The sequence below is a fragment of the Rickettsiales bacterium genome (assembly GCA_041396965.1).
GTDB lineage: Bacteria > Pseudomonadota > Alphaproteobacteria > Rickettsiales > SXRF01 > SXRF01.
The window spans coordinates 307,033-325,549 of record JAWKXN010000001.1 but is presented as its reverse complement, the minus strand read 5'-3'; the positions used below and the strand labels follow the sequence as shown (position 1 = coordinate 325,549).

The 18,517-nt window shown below is 39.5% G+C and carries 19 protein-coding genes; 7 read left to right on the top strand and 12 right to left on the bottom strand.

The features are described 5' to 3' along the window. Positions 1 to 60: 60 nt before the first annotated feature. The 7 genes from R3D71_01630 (at position 61) to metK (ending at position 6,794) form a co-directional block, all read left to right on the top strand. Positions 61 to 1,059, top strand: coding sequence for a PhoH family protein (locus tag R3D71_01630; GenBank protein MEZ5690350.1), 999 nt, complete (start codon positions 61 to 63; stop codon positions 1,057 to 1,059). A 130-nt stretch (positions 1,060 to 1,189) separates the two neighbouring features. Next, entirely contained in the window at positions 1,190 to 1,456 is a 267-nt protein-coding gene (locus R3D71_01625; GenBank protein ID MEZ5690349.1) for an antitoxin, read from the top strand. Positions 1,457 to 1,776: 320 nt separating this feature from the next. Then, on the top strand, positions 1,777 to 2,274 hold the full coding sequence (ybeY, locus tag R3D71_01620; protein MEZ5690348.1) for an rRNA maturation RNase YbeY: 498 nt from the start codon (positions 1,777 to 1,779) through the stop codon (positions 2,272 to 2,274). A gap of 36 nt (positions 2,275 to 2,310) precedes the next feature. Then, on the top strand, positions 2,311 to 3,318 hold the full coding sequence (locus tag R3D71_01615) for a hemolysin family protein (protein MEZ5690347.1): 1,008 nt from the start codon (positions 2,311 to 2,313) through the stop codon (positions 3,316 to 3,318). Beyond that, positions 3,315 to 4,883, top strand: coding sequence for an apolipoprotein N-acyltransferase (gene lnt, locus R3D71_01610; protein MEZ5690346.1), 1,569 nt, complete (start codon positions 3,315 to 3,317; stop codon positions 4,881 to 4,883). Before R3D71_01615 ends, lnt begins: the two co-directional genes overlap by 4 nt. An 85-nt stretch (positions 4,884 to 4,968) precedes the next feature. Then, positions 4,969 to 5,406, top strand: coding sequence for a helix-turn-helix transcriptional regulator (locus R3D71_01605; protein MEZ5690345.1), 438 nt, complete (start codon positions 4,969 to 4,971; stop codon positions 5,404 to 5,406). A gap of 203 nt (positions 5,407 to 5,609) precedes the next feature. After that, positions 5,610 to 6,794, top strand: a complete 1,185-nt coding sequence (gene metK / locus R3D71_01600) for a methionine adenosyltransferase (protein MEZ5690344.1) — start codon at positions 5,610 to 5,612, stop codon at positions 6,792 to 6,794. 49 nt (positions 6,795 to 6,843) lie between these two features. Here the strand turns inward: metK and R3D71_01595 are convergent, their stop codons facing one another. The 12 genes from R3D71_01595 to nuoH all read right to left on the bottom strand — a co-directional run bounded on the left by R3D71_01595 (position 6,844) and on the right by nuoH (position 18,410). After that, a complete protein-coding gene (locus tag R3D71_01595; GenBank protein MEZ5690343.1) occupies positions 6,844 to 8,505 on the bottom strand; it encodes a ribonuclease J in 1,662 nt (553 codons plus the stop codon). A gap of 40 nt (positions 8,506 to 8,545) precedes the next feature. After that, positions 8,546 to 9,325 carry a type III pantothenate kinase gene (locus tag R3D71_01590; protein ID MEZ5690342.1) on the bottom strand — a complete coding sequence of 260 codons (780 nt, stop codon included), beginning with the start codon at positions 9,323 to 9,325 and terminating at the stop codon, positions 8,546 to 8,548. After that, entirely contained in the window at positions 9,309 to 10,088 is a 780-nt protein-coding gene (locus tag R3D71_01585; protein MEZ5690341.1) for a biotin--[acetyl-CoA-carboxylase] ligase, read from the bottom strand. The genes R3D71_01590 and R3D71_01585 overlap by 17 nt, the downstream gene beginning before the upstream one ends. Then, positions 10,088 to 11,539 carry an NADH-quinone oxidoreductase subunit NuoN gene (gene nuoN / locus R3D71_01580; GenBank protein MEZ5690340.1) on the bottom strand — a complete coding sequence of 484 codons (1,452 nt, stop codon included), beginning with the start codon at positions 11,537 to 11,539 and terminating at the stop codon, positions 10,088 to 10,090. The genes R3D71_01585 and nuoN overlap by 1 nt, the downstream gene beginning before the upstream one ends. Next, positions 11,536 to 13,059: an NADH-quinone oxidoreductase subunit M gene (locus tag R3D71_01575; GenBank protein ID MEZ5690339.1), complete on the bottom strand. Its 1,524-nt coding sequence runs from the start codon at positions 13,057 to 13,059 to the stop codon at positions 11,536 to 11,538. The genes nuoN and R3D71_01575 overlap by 4 nt, the downstream gene beginning before the upstream one ends. 93 nt (positions 13,060 to 13,152) lie before the next feature. Beyond that, on the bottom strand, positions 13,153 to 15,084 hold the full coding sequence (nuoL, locus tag R3D71_01570; GenBank protein MEZ5690338.1) for an NADH-quinone oxidoreductase subunit L: 1,932 nt from the start codon (positions 15,082 to 15,084) through the stop codon (positions 13,153 to 13,155). 5 nt (positions 15,085 to 15,089) lie between these two features. After that, the gene (gene nuoK, locus R3D71_01565) at positions 15,090 to 15,416 is read right to left on the bottom strand and encodes an NADH-quinone oxidoreductase subunit NuoK (protein ID MEZ5690337.1); all 327 of its coding nucleotides are present in this window, start codon (positions 15,414 to 15,416) and stop codon (positions 15,090 to 15,092) included. Positions 15,417 to 15,419: 3 nt separating this feature from the next. After that, on the bottom strand, positions 15,420 to 16,043 hold the full coding sequence (locus tag R3D71_01560) for an NADH-quinone oxidoreductase subunit J (GenBank protein MEZ5690336.1): 624 nt from the start codon (positions 16,041 to 16,043) through the stop codon (positions 15,420 to 15,422). Positions 16,044 to 16,060: 17 nt separating this feature from the next. Next, positions 16,061 to 16,258, bottom strand: a complete 198-nt coding sequence (locus R3D71_01555; protein MEZ5690335.1) for a hypothetical protein — start codon at positions 16,256 to 16,258, stop codon at positions 16,061 to 16,063. Continuing rightward, positions 16,259 to 16,744: an NADH-quinone oxidoreductase subunit NuoI gene (gene nuoI, locus R3D71_01550; protein ID MEZ5690334.1), complete on the bottom strand. Its 486-nt coding sequence runs from the start codon at positions 16,742 to 16,744 to the stop codon at positions 16,259 to 16,261. It lies immediately after the preceding gene. Beyond that, positions 16,731 to 17,393 carry a DedA family protein gene (locus R3D71_01545; protein ID MEZ5690333.1) on the bottom strand — a complete coding sequence of 221 codons (663 nt, stop codon included), beginning with the start codon at positions 17,391 to 17,393 and terminating at the stop codon, positions 16,731 to 16,733. Before R3D71_01545 ends, nuoI begins: the two co-directional genes overlap by 14 nt. 3 nt (positions 17,394 to 17,396) lie before the next feature. Continuing rightward, a complete protein-coding gene (gene nuoH, locus R3D71_01540; protein ID MEZ5690332.1) occupies positions 17,397 to 18,410 on the bottom strand; it encodes an NADH-quinone oxidoreductase subunit NuoH in 1,014 nt (337 codons plus the stop codon). Positions 18,411 to 18,517 lie beyond the last annotated feature (107 nt).

Genomic DNA, 18,517 nt, shown 5'->3' with positions numbered 1-18,517 from the left:
GTAGCAAATTCGCCTTATATCGTGTAGAATGGATATATTCACAACAACCACGTATTACTGATGAGAGAGAAAAAGATAAACGCCGGTAGCGACAGTGAATCTATAAGCATATCATTTCAGGATAACTCCCTGCTACCAATGTTGTTTGGAAATAATGACGAGAATCTCACCAGATTAGAAAAACAATTTAACGTAAAGACCGTAACTCGTGGCAATATGCTTGCTGTAAGCGGCAGCGGCAATGATGTGGAAGCTTTTAGAGCGGTACTTGAATCGCTACACTCGGACTTAAAAAAAGGTATTGATATTGGTTCTCAGGAAGTTGATGCCGCTATCCGTATGGTTGAAAATGGCAATTATAACCATGATGATGAAGATAGTCTGCCTGAAATAAGAATAAAAACCCTACGTAAATCAGTACGTCCTTATTCGCCAGCGCAGACGGGATATATGAAATCTTTGGCGAAAAACGACGTGGTGTTTGTTACCGGTCCTGCTGGTACTGGCAAAACATATATAGCGGTAGCTCAGGCGGTGGCTATGTTCGCGGATAAAAAAGTTGAGAAAATAATATTGTCACGCCCAGCGGTAGAGGCTGGTGAGAAACTTGGCTTTTTACCTGGCGACCTGAAGGAAAAAATAGATCCTTATCTGCGTCCATTATATGACGCGCTACATGATATGATACCGATAGAAAAACTCACCCGCTATATGGAAACTGGTGAGATTGAGGTAGCGCCTCTAGCTTTCATGCGTGGGCGAACTTTGTCAAACGCTTTCGTAATACTTGATGAGGCACAAAACACTACTCCAACTCAAATGAAAATGTTCCTAACCAGACTAGGTGAGAATTCAAGAATGGTAATTACTGGCGACCTTACTCAAACCGACCTGCCAAAAGATATAAAATCAGGACTTGCCGATGTTATCAGAAAAGTAGAGAAGATAGATGGTATTGGCTGTGTGCGCTTTACCGATAGAGACGTGGTACGCCATCCACTAGCAGCAAAAATCATCAAAGCCTATGATGATTGGGAAAAAAACAAGAAAAAGTCATGAGTACTAATTTAGTGATGTTCAATTTTGACAAGATTGAACATTTATGCTATATTTTACGGAGTGATTTGAATTAATGAGTAATGTGAAAGCTGCACTTAGGCTCGTGTGGCAGCTTTATTATGTATTGTATATGAGTAGACTTTCAATAGAGATTTCAGATCATCAACACCAGAAAATCAAAGCTATGGCGGCGATTAGTGGCTTGAGCATAAAGGATTATATCCTAGAAAAAACTCTCCCTACACAAGATGAGGCATATAACAAGGAGGAAATAGAAGCTTTAGAGCGGTTAAAAGAGTTTCTCGCGCCACGTATTAAAGCCGCTAAAAGAGGTGAGTTCTTGGATATATCGTTAAATGAGATACTTTCTGAAATATACTCTGCGCGCGGTATTTAATGCGACGTTATAGATTGTCGTCAGACGCCAGGACAGATATAAAAGGAATCTGGAACTATACATTTGATAGATGGGGCAAGAAACAAGCGGATAGTTATGTCACGAATATTTTCAGATGCTTTGACAATATAGTAGCTGGTGATTGCCTTTATAAGCAAATTTTTTATGACTCCACGAAAATACAATATGTTCGCTATGTTCGCTGTGAACATCATTATATTTTCTTCTTATCAGAGAAAGAACCTATTTTTTTAGCGATATTACATGAAAAAATGGATTTTATCTCTGTATTATAAAATAGGTTTTTAGGCGGATAAAATATGAGCACAGAACTTGATATTTCTTTCCACATAACAAATGATTTATGGAAGAGCAGGTTGCGTCCATATACCAAGACTGTTGGTTTTATACTTAACGAAGCATTAGCCTTTAGCGGTCTACACAAAAAAAATAATACAGGCGATAATTTTGAGATAGCGGTGGTGTTTGTTGACGATAAATTCATAAGAAACATCAATCACCAATATAGAGGCAAAAACAAACCAACCAACGTACTTTCATTCCCTAATGGTGATTTTTCATTAAAATCGTCCAATATTAACTTAAATCTGGGCGATATAATACTTGCCCTAGAAACAATAGAAAAAGAAGCGAAAGAGCAGAAAAAAACCTTTCGTAATCATAGTGCTCACCTACTGGTACATGGTTTTCTGCACTTACTGGGATACGACCATATGAATGAGAAAGACGCTAAAATAATGGAAAATATGGAAATAAAAATACTTAAAAAACTGGATATTAGCAATCCCTACTTGTAATTTATCTGATAATTATGTAATAATGAGTTCATAAGTATGAAGAACAATTTGAATATACATAACTCCGGTATTTTGTCTGAAATGGATGATCCTGACTCTAGTAAGCCTCCGCAGAGAATATCTGCGGCAGTTGAAAATAAAAAATTAAATAAATTTGATAGTCCCCGTACCCTGCCATTTTTTCAGTCATATTCTTTCAAGAATATGCTTAAAAGCTTGTTTGGCATAAAAAACGACACCTCACTTAAAGAGACCCTTGAGGAAATAATAGATGAGCACGAATCACAGACCGATGATAGGATGGAACCTGAAGAAAGGATAATCCTACATAATGTGCTAAGTTTTGGAGAGACTAAAGTAAGTGATATAATGGTCCCACGTACCGATATTTCCGCAGTGTCTGTTGATATATCATTTGATGACCTGAAAAAGCATATAATTGAACAGAAAAACACTCGTATCCCAGTTTATGAAGATACTATGGATAATATGCTTGGCTTTTTGCATGTAAAAGATTTTCTGATGATAGTTGGTGGAAAAGAGGAATTTGATCTACGCAAAGTTATACGCAACCTGCTATTTGTTCCGCCTTCAATGAAAATAATAGATCTGCTGGTAAAAATGCGGCAAGAAGGCAGCCATATGGTAATAGTGGTTGATGAATATGGTGGAACTGACGGGCTGGTCACTATGGAAGACTTGTTTGAGGAAATAGTGGGCGATATTCAAGACGAACATGATGAGGATGAAGAACAAGAAGATAGGCTTATAAAAATAGCCGATAATATTTTTGAAGTTAATTCACGTATAAGAATAGAGAAGCTGGAAAAAGAGCTTGGCATTGACCTTACCGTCAAAGAACATGAAGATGAATTTGATACTCTAGGAGGTCTTATTTTCTTTAATCTGGGAAGGGTTCCAGTAAAAGGAGAGACTATAAACCATGAATCAGGAATTGATTTTGATATTATGGACGCGGATCCGCGCAGGATTAAAAAAGTTCGTATAAAAATATCTCCTAGCAAAGAAAATGATGAGGCATGACCTCTATAATAAATCTTTCTGGATGGCGGCGTAACGTTCTTCTTTTCTTGTTAGGAGTATGCGCTACTCTGACTCTAGCGCCATTTTATATTTTTCCTCTTATAATACCTGCTTATGGCGGTCTATTTTTACTTATAAGGAACTCAAAAAAAGGTAAAAGAGCTTTTGCCGATGGCTGGTGGTGGGGATGGGGATTTTACATAAGCGGTCTATACTGGTTTTGTATTGCTCTTCTTACCGATCCTGAAAAATTCGCTTGGGCGATACCACCGACTATTTTTGGTCTTAACGCGATCATAGCCTTATACCCAGCTATAGCGTGTTTATTATTTTTTCATCTATTTATTAAAAATCAGGAATATAGAAACAACTATAAAATAGTACCTGTTGTTGATTGTTTTGGGTTTTCTCTTATCTGGTTATTACTTGAATACGCAAGAGGTCATTTATTTTCGGGATTCCCTTGGAATCTTGCCGGATATAGCTTTGCATTTAGTGACGCGTCTATGCAAGCGGCATCCATTTTTGGAATATATGGTCTTACTTTTTTTACATTACTGCTTGCAGTCACTGCTGCTATCATAAAAAATGTAAAACTCCCAGCCGCCATTATATGGGGTATGTTTTTTTGCCTTACTATATGGGGGTATTTAAGAATAGATCATACCACCGTAGAATCAAAAGCGGTAGAAACAAATACAGCTATCAGGCTGGTACAAGCTAACATACAACAACACCATAAATGGAACAAAGATCTACAGAAACAGCATCTGGATGAACATATAAAACTTACTTTAAGCAAGGGAATAGAAAATATTGATTATGTTATATGGTCAGAGACATCTATACCCTTCCCTATAAGATCTGATAGTGGTCTAGCGCGCTATATAGGAAAATATCTACCGCAACACACAAAACTCATGGCTGGTGGTCTTAGGATAGAACAGAGTGGAGATGACTTTAATTTCTATAACAGCCTAATAATACTGAACAATAAAGGCAGCATAATAGATATTTATGATAAACATATTTTGGTACCTTTTGGGGAATTTTTACCATTTCGCTCTCTAATACCGAAATCGTGGAAATTACCGGTGGGTGATAAAGATTTTTCTAAAGGAAGTGGAGTACGAACTATAAAATTAGATAAACTCCCAGAATTCAGCCCTCTTATATGTTACGAGAGTATTTTCCCCGACGCTGCGGTTGATATTACAAACCGCCCTAAATGGCTACTTAATATCACTAATGACGCTTGGTTTGGTAATAGTACCGGCCCCTATCAGCATTTTCAGATGGCTAGAATGCGCGCGGTGGAACATGGAGTGCCAATGGTAAGGGTAGCTAATACTGGCATTACCGCCTACGTAAATCGGTATGGTATAGTACAAAAACAGATCGGTTTGTCAGATAAGGGAATTGTTGATATAAATATTAATACATCAGAATCATATAATACAGTATATTTTTCAATCTATAGTCGTATAAATAACTTAACTGTATCATTATGCATCATAGCATGCGTCGTTTTAGGAAGTTTTTTTAGAAAATTAATTAAATATTAACTTTTTAACTTGCAAACAAATTACTTTTTGTCTAGTTATGTACTGCTTTTGGTTATTTTTATTATTTTTTATCCGGTAAAGTAAGATGTTAAAACAAGATATAGATAGTTACGTAGGAAGAAAACTTAAACAACGCCGTACTATAATGGGTTTAAGTCAAGAGTCTGTCGCTAAAGCTATTGGCGTGACATTTCAGCAAGTGCAAAAATATGAAAAAGGTAGCAATGCCATGAACGCGATGCGATTGTTTGAATTTTCTCGCTTTATGAATGTTCCCGTCGCCTATTTTTTTGATGGTGTTGAGGCAGAGATCTCTAGCAATGATAGTGGTAAAGGAAAGAATAAAGTAGCATCTCTTTCTGAATCAGAGAAAACAAAATTTGAATATAATAATATAGCGTCTGATAGGGAATCTCTTGAGGTAATGAAATCATTCAAACGTATAAAAGAACCAGTTATACGCAAGCGTCTTGCTGACTTACTGCGCGCTATAGCGGATAACAAGACTATATTAGAAGATTAATTTTATCGCAGCTCAGGGCTTGACATATATCGCATACAGATTATTGTAGCGAATATATATTTCTGGTGGGGATTTGGGTTGGCTTGCCTCCACCTTGTTTGGCTTGTTATTAGCCATAAAAAAAATGGACTAAGCTATCGTTATAATGTAAGCGATGTTTCTCAAATCCCTCATTATTAGTTTACATAGTTGAAGGGATATTTATGTCTGGTCAGTTCTCCAATAGAAGTAGTTATATTTTCACCAGTGAATCGGTAGCGGAAGGTCACCCTGATAAGGTATGTGATCAAATTTCTGACGCTGTGCTTGACGCTATGCTTACAATCAATCCAGAGGCAAGAGTGGCTTGTGAAACTTTAGCTACCACTAACACTATAGTAATCGCTGGTGAGACAAGAGGAGCGGAAAGCCTTACCAAAGCGGCTATTGAGAAAATCGCTCGTGATAAAGTACGTGAGATTGGTTATCTGCAAGACGGATTCCACGCTGACAACATGGATGTTTATGTGCATCTTCATAACCAGTCTGTAGATATTGCCGCTGGTGTTGACTCCGCTGAAAATAAAGATGAAGGTGCTGGTGATCAAGGTATTATGTTTGGATTCGCTTGTAATGAAACTGAAAGTTTAATGCCAGCTCCTATAAATTTTTCCCATCGTATTTTACAGAATCTGGCGGAAGTTCGTCATAGTGGTAAGGTAAAGGGTTTAGGTCCTGATGCGAAAAGTCAGGTTTCTTTACTTTATGAAAATGGAAAACCAGTAAAAACAACTTCTATAGTTGTTTCCACACAACATGCTGAGGGTATGTCACAAAAAGACGTTATAGAGATTGTGCGTCCACAAGTTATCGCCGCCCTGCCAGATGGCTGGATGTGTGATGATAAAGAATTTTATGTCAATCCTACTGGTCAGTTCATAATCGGTGGTCCTGATGGCGATTGTGGTCTTACCGGACGTAAAATAATTGTTGATACTTATGGTGGGGCGGCTCCGCATGGTGGAGGCGCGTTTTCTGGAAAAGATCCAACTAAAGTAGACCGTAGCGCGGCTTATATGGCTCGTTACCTTGCTAAAAATGTTGTAGCGGCGAAACTTGCTGATCGCTGTACTATCCAGATTTCCTATGCTATTGGCGTGTCAAAACCACTATCATTTTATGTAAGCACCGGCGGTACTGGTGAAATTGATGAGGCAAAACTGGAAAGAGTGTTGCAAGATTTAGTTGATCTTTCACCACGTGGCATAAGAAATCACCTTCAGCTTAACCGTCCTATCTATGCCCGTACCGCCGCTTATGGTCATTTTGGTCGCACACCAGAAGCTGATGGTGGCTTCTCATGGGAAAAGACAGATTTAGTTGATAATCTTAAAGATTATTTTAGTTAAGATTTAGAAGGCTCCACAAAATGGAAATTGTGGAGCCTTACTTTTACTCCTATATCCTGCTTAAAGCTATTTCTATAACTGGCTTTTTATCAATATCCCTCTTTATTCTACGGCGGATAAAGGTTCGTATTGTCTCTATTATTTTCTCATCGCTGGCTTTTGCTTTTATACCGCTTATAACATCACTTAGTTCAGCGTTATATTCCTCTATTAACTCATCGTCTTCTTTTGCGTCAAGGACACCAGGAAAACTCATATAAAGCTCTATTAACTCCATATTGTCGTCAAGCACCACACTGATAAACACCGCGCCATCATCACGAAGCTTACGTCTTGTACGGATAACATCACTGTCTGTGGAGATAAGAGATGAGCCATCCACCGCCATATATCCTGATTGCACCTCACCGATAATACTAGCTTCTCCTTCTTCCAACCAGATTACCGCTCCATTATGGGCTTCTACTGTTTCTTTAACTCCTAGCTTCCTAGCTAATTTAGCATGCTCATGCAAATGTCTTGGTTCGCCATGTGTGGGAACAGCTATTGTTGGACGTACCAATTTATACATATTCTCTAACTCACCACGCGCTGGATGACCAGATACATGAATATCATGTTTATGATGATCGGTAATGACCTCAATTCTCTTGCTTACTAATCTATTACAAATAGTATTTATCTTGGTTTCATTTCCTGGAATTTTACGTGATGAAAAAATAACTGTGTCTTCCGGTTGTAGCCTTATTGACTGGTGGTCGCCCCTAGCGATACGGGTGAGAGCCGCGCGTGGCTCTCCCTGACATCCGGTGCATATAAGCAAGACATCGCCACGTGGCAACCCCATTACATCACGCTCATTTACGAACTCCATATCCTCCCTGATATAACCAGCGTGCTTGGCAGCATCCACTATCCGGTATAATGAACGACCGGCAAGAGCCACCAACCTGCCAGTTTCCTCAGCAGCGTGAATCAAGGTAGTAAGCCGCGCTATGTTAGAGGCGAAGGTTGATACCACCACTCTATTCTTACATTGTTTTATCAGCGATACTAAATGCTCACGAACATCACCTTCTGAACCAGAATACCCATCTTCATAAACATTAGTGGAATCACAGACCATCGCTAGCACTTTGCTATCACCATATTTTTTTAGTGCTTGAGTATCTGAGATTGAACCGATCATTGGTTTATCATCAAATTTCCAATCTCCTGTATGTAATACCACTCCTTTTTTTGTGGTAATAGCAAGAGCCTGCATTTCGGCTATGGAATGAGTTAGTTCAATAAATTCTATCTTAAACGGATCCAAATCTATAGAACCACCACATTCTATCTCTGTAATTTTTGGCTTTTTACCTTCGCCCATTTCAGAAATTTTGTTTTTAAGAAAAGCAGCGGTAAATTTAGTCGTATAGATAGGACACTCCAGCTCCCGCCAAAGATATGGTACCGCTCCTAAATGATCCTCATGAGCATGAGTAATTACCAGACCAAGTAAATTATCCTTATGCTCAGCGATAAACGAAATATCTGGTACAACAATATCAACACCCGGCAAATAATCACCGGCAAAACCGATACCACAATCAACCATCAGCCATTTACCATCTATCGTGTAAAGATTGAGATTCATGCCTATTTCATTAGAACCACCAAGAGGCACAAATAGTAATTCATCGCTATGTTTCTTAAAATCAAACACCATATTTATTCTCGCTATTTATATTATTAGATTATTATATTTCTTATATCTTATTATTAAGTTCGTATAGTTTCCTTAAACCATTAATGGTAAGATCTGGATCAACGCATTCTATAGAAGAACAAGCCTTGTCATATAAAGAAGCAAGACCACCGGTTGCTATTGTAAACATTGGCTGCTGTAGTTCGTCTTTTATACGACCGACAATGCCATCCACCATGCCAGCGTAACCGTAATATATACCAGACTGCATAGCTGATATAGTGTTAGTGCCAACAACTTTTTCTGGTCTTGCGATCGCGACATTAGGTAGTTTTGCCGCAGCCTTATGCAAAGCGTCAACTGACAGATTAACGCCGGTTGCTATCACACCTCCTATGTAATCACCATTTTTATCAACTATATCAAAGGTGGTCGCCGTTCCAAAATCAACCACAATAAGAGGCTTTTTATAAACTGACCAAGCGGAAAAAGCGTTGACTAACCTGTCCGCGCCAACTTCTAGTGGATTATCAACTTTTACTCCTACTCCTGTTTTAAGATTAAGGCGAGGATCGCCTATTACCATAAGTTCGGTGTTAAAGTAATTTTTGGTAAGTTTGCGTAGATCAAATAACACTTGAGGAACTACTGAGGCGGCAACCGCCCCACTGAGGCTTTTAATATCAATGCCGGAATGTTCTAAAACCTGCGTTATCCATACACCATATTCATCAGCTGTACGACGATCGTTGGTTGAAATACGCCACTGTCCTATGATTATATCACCGTCAAAAACGGCAAATACAACATTTGTATTACCAACATCAATTACAAGAAGCATATATATCCGCCGCGAGTATGGAACGTTTTTTTCCACCACCTAGAACCATAATAAGGCTACCGTCTTTATCAACCCCATCAAATACTCCCTCAAGTTGCTCGTTGGGAAGGCAGGCAACCATATTTTTTTTAAGATTCCAGACATTTTTAAGCCAAGAGGCACGAATAGAGGTAAACCCCTTGCTTTCCCACTCATCATAGCGCTCAATAAAATGATGGATAAAACGTGATAATATTATTTTCGCCGATACTAGCTCAACACCGGCATCCTTAAGACAAGTCGCTGGAAAATCAGTCTTACTTGGATAACTATCAATATTTACTCCAAGCCCCACAACCACCCAGTTCTTAGAGTTTCCTTCAGTCATGAATGATTCCAATAATATACCGCCAAGTTTTTTACCATTTAGCAATATGTCATTAGGCCATTTGGTTTGCAAAATGTTATCACCAGCAAGCATCGGAGATATAGCGTCACAAATAGCGACCGATGCTACAAATGAAAGCTGGGATAGCTCTTTTATATCTTTCTGCGGTCGTAGTAATATAGATACGAAAAGATTACCATCATCAGAAACCCAACTACGCCCCATTCTTCCTTTGCCACCATCTTGGCTTTTTGCCCAGATAACCGCGCCATGACTCCCCCCAGAGCGCGCCATTCTTTTTGCTTCTTCGTTAGTTGAGTCTAAAGAATCAAAGGACAATAGATGATAATCGTCAAGCAGGTTAGAAATTATTTTTTTCTTACGAATACTTATCATTATTTTAGTAAAGCGACTGCCGCGCTCTCCGTTACAACTATCAACTTTGTTGGCATAAGGAAGAATAGAAGTATGAACATGCTACTAATAAGAATGGCCAATTTAAGAAGGAAGTCTCTACTTTTATCAAAAGAATCCTCAGCTTTGTCAAAATACATGATTTTTACAATTCTCAGATAATAGTAACAGGAAATAACGCTTGTTATTACCCCTATAATCGCCAGATAAGAAAGACCTCCCTTAACCGCCGCTAGTATAACGTACCACTTACCAAAAAAGCCAGCTAGTGGTGGGATACCAGCCATAGAAAAAATAAATATGGATATAGCGATGGCAAGAGTCGGACTGGTTTGCGCAAGACCACCTAAGTCGGAAATATTTTCCAGTGCCTTACCTCCACGCTTCATGAGCATAACACCGGCAAACATGCCGATACTCATAAACACATATATACAAAGATATATAAGGACTGACTGAACTCCATCCTGCCCACCGGCGGCAATCGCCATGAACATAAACCCAACATGACCGATAGAGCTATAGGCAAGCATGCGCTTTATATTATTTTGAGCGATACCACCAAACGCACCGACCAGCATAGACGATATGGAAATGAAAATAATCACCTGCCGCCAGCTATCCACAGAAGAAGCGAACGGTTCAAAAAGCAAACGTATAAATAAAATAAAAGCAGCTATCTTAGGAGCTGTAGCGAAAAAAGCAGTAACTGGTGTTGGCGCTCCTTCGTATACATCTGGTGTCCACATATGGAAAGGAACCGCCGAAAGCTTAAAGCAAAACCCAACAATAAGCAAAATAAGACCAACTATAATTGCTGGAGTAATACCCTGCTGGGACGCGAATAATTCGGCAAGAGCGGAGAAACTTATTGTTCCAGCGAATCCATAAACTAAGGAAATTCCAAATAACATCATGCCGGAGGCGAGCGAGCCAAGAATAAAATATTTAAGACCAGCCTCACTTGACCGGTCATCATCACGCAGGAATGAGGCAAGCACATATAAAGACAGGCTGGACATCTCAAGAGCCATATATAACGCCAACAAATTAGCGGCTGATACCATAAGCATCATGCCAAGTAGAGAAAGTAATATTAATATAACAAACTCAAATGGTCTACCGCCATCTTCCTTTAAGAAATCTGATGAGAGCATCAAGGAAAGACCACCGGCAAGAAGCACCAGCGCCTTAGAAAACTGGGTAAATCCGTTATGAGTAAACATACCATTAATAAAAGTTCCACTTGTCACATTAGAACATAATGCCATGTAACCGGTAAGTACCAGTACCATCAAAGATAATGAGACAAAAACATCATGGATCGTACGCTTGCGATATAATCCGTATAATAATAAAAAAACAGCAGAGAAAAGCAGGAACAATTCTGGCTTTATAGCTTCTATACCTAATTTTGCCATTTCATATATCATTTATCTTTTCCTACGTTCTTATCTTTATTAGTATCCGCGTCGGTAGATTTGTCTAGCTGATTTACTAACTTGCCCACCGATGGTTCTATCACCTTCAAATAAGGCTTCGGATATAAGCCAATCCACAACACTATCAGTACTAATGGAACAAATACAAACACCTCACGAGCGAACAAGTCTTTCATCTGTTTTACGTCCTCATGAACTATCTCAGTAAACACAACCCGTTTATATAACCACAGAGCGTAAGTCGCGCCTAAGACAACGCCAGTCGCCGCGCCAAACGCAACATAGGTACTGGTCTTAAACGCTCCTAGCAATACAAGAAACTCACCAACAAAACCGGAAGTGGTGGGAAGACCGACCGAAGCCATAGTAAAGAACATAAAAAACAAGGCGTATTTAGGCATAATAGTGGCAAGACCGCCATATCTGTTTATTTCTCTGGTATGCAAACGGTCATAAACCACACCAACACAAAGGAATAAAGCACCGGAAACTAGACCATGACTTATCATTTGAATTATAGCACCCTCTACTCCCTGAACGTTAAAGGTAAAAATACCGATAGTGACAAACCCCATATGAGCAATTGAAGAATAAGCTATTAGCTTCTTCATGTCACTCTGAACAAGAGCTACCAATGAGGCGTAAATAACAGCAATAATACTAAGAGTAAAAATAAACGGCGCAAAATAATGCGAAGCGGCTGGCAACATTGGCAACGAAAATCTTAAAAAACCATAAGCTCCCATCTTCAGCAATATACCGGCAAGAATAACCGAACCAGCGGTTGGCGCTTGTACGTGCGCGTCTGGCAACCAAGTATGCACTGGCCACATTGGAACTTTTACCGCAAAAGAAGCGAACATCGCAAGCCACAGATATTTCTGAACATCAAGAGCAAGTGATGGTGATTTTTCCATAAGGGTCGGTATGTCGGTAGTACCAAAGCTCATATACATATATATAATAGCGACTAGAAATAACACCGAGCCAGCAAGCGTATATAAGAAAAATTTATAAGAAGCGTAAATACGGCGGTTACCTCCCCATATCCCAATTATAAGATACATCGGGATTAACATTCCCTCAAAGAAAATATAAAACATTACAGTATCAAGAACGCTGAAAACCCCGATAACAAACGCTTCTAACAATAAGAAATTGACCATGAAAGCACGGACACGGCTGCTCACCGAATTCCAACTACATAAAATACAAAATGGAGTAAGCAAAGTGGTAAGAAGCACCATAAACAAGGAAATACCGTCAATCCCCAGATGACAACTTATCCCTAAATCTCTGAACCAATCAGCTTTCTCCACAAATTGGAAATCAGCGGTACTACTATCAAAACTCGTCCATAAAAGAATGGAGTATAAAAAAGTAACTATGGTGGTAAATAACGCTATATAACGAGCCTCACCTGCCTTCTGCTCTTCACCACCATTGAAGAAAGAAGAAAGCATTATAACCAGCGCGCCAACAAGTGGCATTAATATGAGAGTAGTAAGCATTATATATTACCGCTCCTCACCCTACACAATATTCCAGAATTTCCGTAAAAAACCATTTCTAAAACCTATATAACCTAACAATAGAACCTACATCTACCAGAAATTAAAACCGTTACCAAACAGTACCCAGCTAATAATAAATAAAAATCCAAGCAGCATTACAAACGAATAATGATAGACAAAACCACTTTGCAGACGACTCACTCTACCCGACATTAAATGCGAGAATAAAGCCGCTCCATTTGGACCAAGACCGTCTATAATTTTCTCATCCCATACTCTCCACAAATAACTTCCTAGCTTCTTTGTCGGTTTTACGAATAAGAAATCATATAGCTCGTCAAAATACCATTTATTCAGTAAGAAGCGATAGATCAAAGGAAATTTTCTTGCCATTAGCGCCGGCATATGAGGGAATACTATGTAGAACAGCCATGCAAGAGCGATACCTGATACCGCGACTAAAAGCGGAAGAACAGCGACCCACATTGGAACGTGGTGAGCGTGCTCTATAGCAAGGTGTGAGGCTATAGTGTCTCCCCAAAATTTTCCCTCAGCTGATACCATACCAATAACGTGATAACCAAGCCAACCAGAAAGAACAGCGCCAATAGCGAGAAGTAGCAGCGGTCTTAACATAATCGCCGAAGACTCATGAACATTACGAAACACTTCTTTGGAAGCACGACATTTGCCATGAAAGGTCATAAATAATAACCGCCATGAATAAAAAGCGGTCATGAAAGCGGCGGCTACACCCATCCAAAAAGCGAATTTTCCACTTTCACTGGCATAAGCTGCTTCTAATATTATGTCCTTAGAGTAATATCCGGCGAAAAGTGGGATTCCGGCAAGAGCTAGTGAGCCAATCCACATATAGGTATAAGTTATCGGCATTTTTTTCCAAATACCACCCATATTACGCATATCCTGCTCATCAGAAAAACCATGTATAACCGAGCCAGCACCAAGAAATAACAAAGCCTTGAAAAAAGCGTGGGTCATGAGATGGAACATCGCCGCCGAATACGCACCAACACCGCAAGCAAAAAACATATAACCAAGCTGCGAGCAAGTAGAGTAGGCGATAACTCGTTTAATATCATTTTGAACCAGACCAATGGTTGCCGCGAAAAAGGCAGTGCAAGCACCAACTATACAAACAATCTCAAGAGCCTGAGGAGATTGTTCAAAAAGTGGCGAGCAACGCACTACCATGAATACACCAGCGGTAACCATAGTCGCCGCGTGGATAAGCGCGGAAACTGGTGTTGGTCCTTCCATAGCGTCCGGCAACCAAGTATGTAGACCGAGCTGAGCTGACTTACCCATAGCGCCAATGAATAGTAAAATACTTATTAGAGTAAGAGCGTGAAACTGATAACCAAGAAAAGAAAAACTATCTGCTGAATGTGATGAAGCGGCAGCAAAAATCTCGTCAAATTGAACACTGCCAAATAAAACAAACACAGCGAATATTCCAAGAGCGAAACCAAAGTCGCCTACACGGTTAACTATAAAAGCTTTCATCGCCGCGTTACAGGCGGATTGCTTCTTAAACCAAAAACCAATTAGCAGATATGAGCAAAGTCCAACTCCTTCCCAGCCAAGAAATAACTGAACAAGATTGTCGGAAGTAACTAACATCAACATGAAAAAGGTAAATAGCGATAGGTAAGCCATGAAACGCGGCTGATGCTCATCATGACTCATATAGCCAACTGAATAAATATGTACCACCGTAGAAACCCACGTAACCACCAACAACATAACAGAGGTAAGAGCGTCGACCCTGAGCGTCCAGTTAGCGATAAAATCACCAGACATTATCCATGGCAGAACATTAGCCTTATAAACACCACCACTACCGAAGGCAAAATCACAAAAGATTATTCCAGCGAAAATAGCTGAAAGCACCATACCACCACAGGTTATTATATGGGAAAGACGTGGAGTTATTACCCTTACGGTAAGACCAACGGCAAGAGAGGCAAGAAGTGGAAGAAAAACTAGAAGAGAAATCATTTACACTACCCCTTCATCGTGCTTACTTCTTCTACCGCTATGGAAGAACGGTTACGGAAGTGAATTACCAAGATGGCAAGCCCAATCGCTGCTTCAGCGGCGGCAACCGTAAGTATGAACATAGCAAAGATCTGCCCTACCAAATCACCGAGCTTTACTGAGAACGCCACAAAGTTAATGTTCACTGAAAGCAAAATCAACTCTATAGACATTAATATAGTTATAATATTCTTACGATTAAGGAAAATACCACAAACACCTGTGGTAAATAATATGGACGAAAGGATAAGATAATGCATTATAGTTATATTGCCGAAAAACACATGTCCCATAAACTATGAAATCCCCTCACCTGATTTTACCGAAACAATCTCAACACCAGATTCTTTTGTCCTTGCGAGCTGCTTAGCTATATTCTGTTTGCGTACGCCGGTACGTTGTCTTTTAGTAAGCACTATCGCGCCGATCATCGCTATAAGCAATATGATACCTGCCATTTGGAACGGATACACATAATCAGTATATAAAACCATACCTATAGCGCTGGTATTACTAGTATTTTGACTGGATACTATAGGAACTTCGGAAACGGCAACTGATCTGTCTACGGCTAGTGAATGATAAAATACCAATAGTAATTCAAGTAACATTATCAAGGCAACTAGACTACCAACCGGCAAATAACGCAGAAAGCCTTCACGCATTTCTGAGAAATTTACATTAAGCATCATTACTACAAATAAGAATAAAACAGCGACCGCACCGACATATACTATCACCAGCGTCATCGCTATATACTCCGCTCCTAGTAGGACAAAAAGCCCAGCGGTATTAAAAAAAGCGAGTATCAGAAATAAAACGCTATGTACCGGATTTTTGGCTGATATAACCATTATAGCGGAAAATAACGTAACCGCCGAAAAAACATAAAACATCGTTGTAGCTACAATATCAGCCATTTTTCACCTTTGCTTGATTAATCACCACCACAATCTCCTCCTCCAGAATCACCTCCAAAACAGTTATTAAAACTATCACCAAAATAACCCGCGCTATTATCACTGCTAGGAGAAGAATCACCGTCTCTACCATCACTCAAATTCTTACCACGTATTCCACGCATTACAATAACACCAGAGGCAAAGCATATGAAAAGCAATAACGCAAGTTCCATCTACCTATACTCCGAGTCCGCTACCATATTCGCTGCTATTACTAGCTCCCAACGCTCACCATTGGCAAGTAATTTTTCCTTATCATAAAATAACTCTTCGTGAGTTTCAGTGGCGAACTCAAAATTAGGAGTTTCAACAATAGCGTCTACCGGACAAGCTTCCTGACAAAAACCACAATATATACACTTGGTCATGTCTATGTCATAACGGGTGGTACGACGTGAACCATCCTCACGCTCGCGCGCCTCGATAGTAATAGCCTGCGCTGGACAAATCGCCTCACATAATTTACAGGCGATACAGCGTTCCTCACCATTAGGATAACGCCGTAAAGCATGCTCGCCACGAAATCGAGGACTTAGAGGTCCTTTTTCATATGGATAATTAATAGTAACGGGCTTCTTGAACATATAGCGCAAAGTAAGAATGAAGCCCCTAGCAAGCTCTACAAGTAAAAAAGCCTTCGCTGTTTTATATAGTCTCACTGCCAACCTCTTTTTTTGAGCATTTATTTTTCCTATATTTACGCCACATATAAAATCCAAGACCAGATATCGTTGATACAACAAAAAATCCCACGATATACGGCATATAACGTTTCAAGAGAGCCTTATTATCACCGATAAGATAACCAACAACCGTAAGAGTAGTCATCCATATACAACTACCAAGCGCCGTATAAAAGCAGAATTTTTTCAAGTCCATATGAGCAAGACCAGCGGGAAAAGCAATAAAATGCCGAAGACCCGGTATAAGCCTACCGGTAAAGGTAGATACATCTCCGTGACTTGCAAAAAATTTATCAAGTTTATCAATTTTCTCATGAGTGAAGAAAAAATATTTCCCATAAGCGTAAAAAAACTTACGCCCAAAATGATAAGCCAAATAATAATTAAATAGAGAACCGCCAAGCGCGCCAAGAGTAGAGGAAATAATAACCAACCAGAAATTCATATGTCCTTGCTGGACAAGAACACCGGCTGGTATCATCGTTACCTCGCTTGGTATGGGAATAAATGTACTTTCTAAAAAAGAGGCGACAAAAATCCCCAGATAGCCAAAATGGTGGACAACCCAAACCAGTAATTCCCCTATTCCCTCAAGAGTAGTTATATCAAATCCCGCTATTTCCATAAATTAACTCGCAAAATACACTACATAAGCGGAAGTAATAACCACCCAGATTAACGAAAGAGGCAAAAACACCTTCCAACCAAGCCGCATCAATTGATCGTAACGATAGCGTGGCAGTGTCGCTCTTGCCCAGATAAATACAAACAAACAGAAAGCTACTTTAGCGGCGAACCACAATACAGGCGGAATCCACGTAAATATAGCGACATCCGCCAAAGGCTGCCAGCCACCAAGAAATAATATGGTGGTCATACCAGACATTAAGATCATGTTAGCGTATTCACCAAGAAAGAATAACGCGAACGACATAGAGGAATATTCAACGTTATAACCGGCGACTAACTCCGCCTCAGCTTCTGGCAAGTCAAATGGATGACGGTTAGTCTCTGCCAAAGCTGATATAAAAAATACTATAAACATAGGAAAAAGCATTCCACAAAAATGCCAATTCCAAAAGCCTCCAGCTTGTGATTGAACTATATCACCAAGATTTAGTGAGCCAACTAACAAAAGGACTGTAACTATAACAAAACCTATTGATACTTCATAAGAAACCATCTGTGCGCTAGAGCGTATCGCGCCTAAAAAAGCGTATTTTGAGTTACTAGCCCAACCTGCCATTATAATTCCATAAACACCGAGTGAGGAAATAGCGAATAAATATAATATACCAACATTAATGTCAGCTATCACAAAATTAGGTGTAATCGGAATAACTGCCCAGCCAAGCATAGCAAGCATAAAGGTTATCATCGGCGCGAGTAGAAAAATAAACCGGCTTGATTGCGAGGGAATTATTGTTTCTTTAAGAAACAGTTTAAGACCATCGGCAAATGGTTGCAACAACCCCCAGAAACCAACTACGTTTGGTCCTTTGCGCAACTGCATAGCGGCAATTACTTTACGCTCTACCAAAGTCAGCATAGCGACACAAATAAGCAAAGGAAAAACGACTAAAAGTATCTTTCCTAGAGGTGTATCAAAAAACCAGACCACCAATTCAAAGAGTTCGCTCATGATCCTACCAATATATATTGAAAAACAAGCAAAGGAATACTAACACCCCAGCTATAAAGCAACAAAAAATCTGCCGTTATAGTTATAACTAGGAAAAACAAAAAATA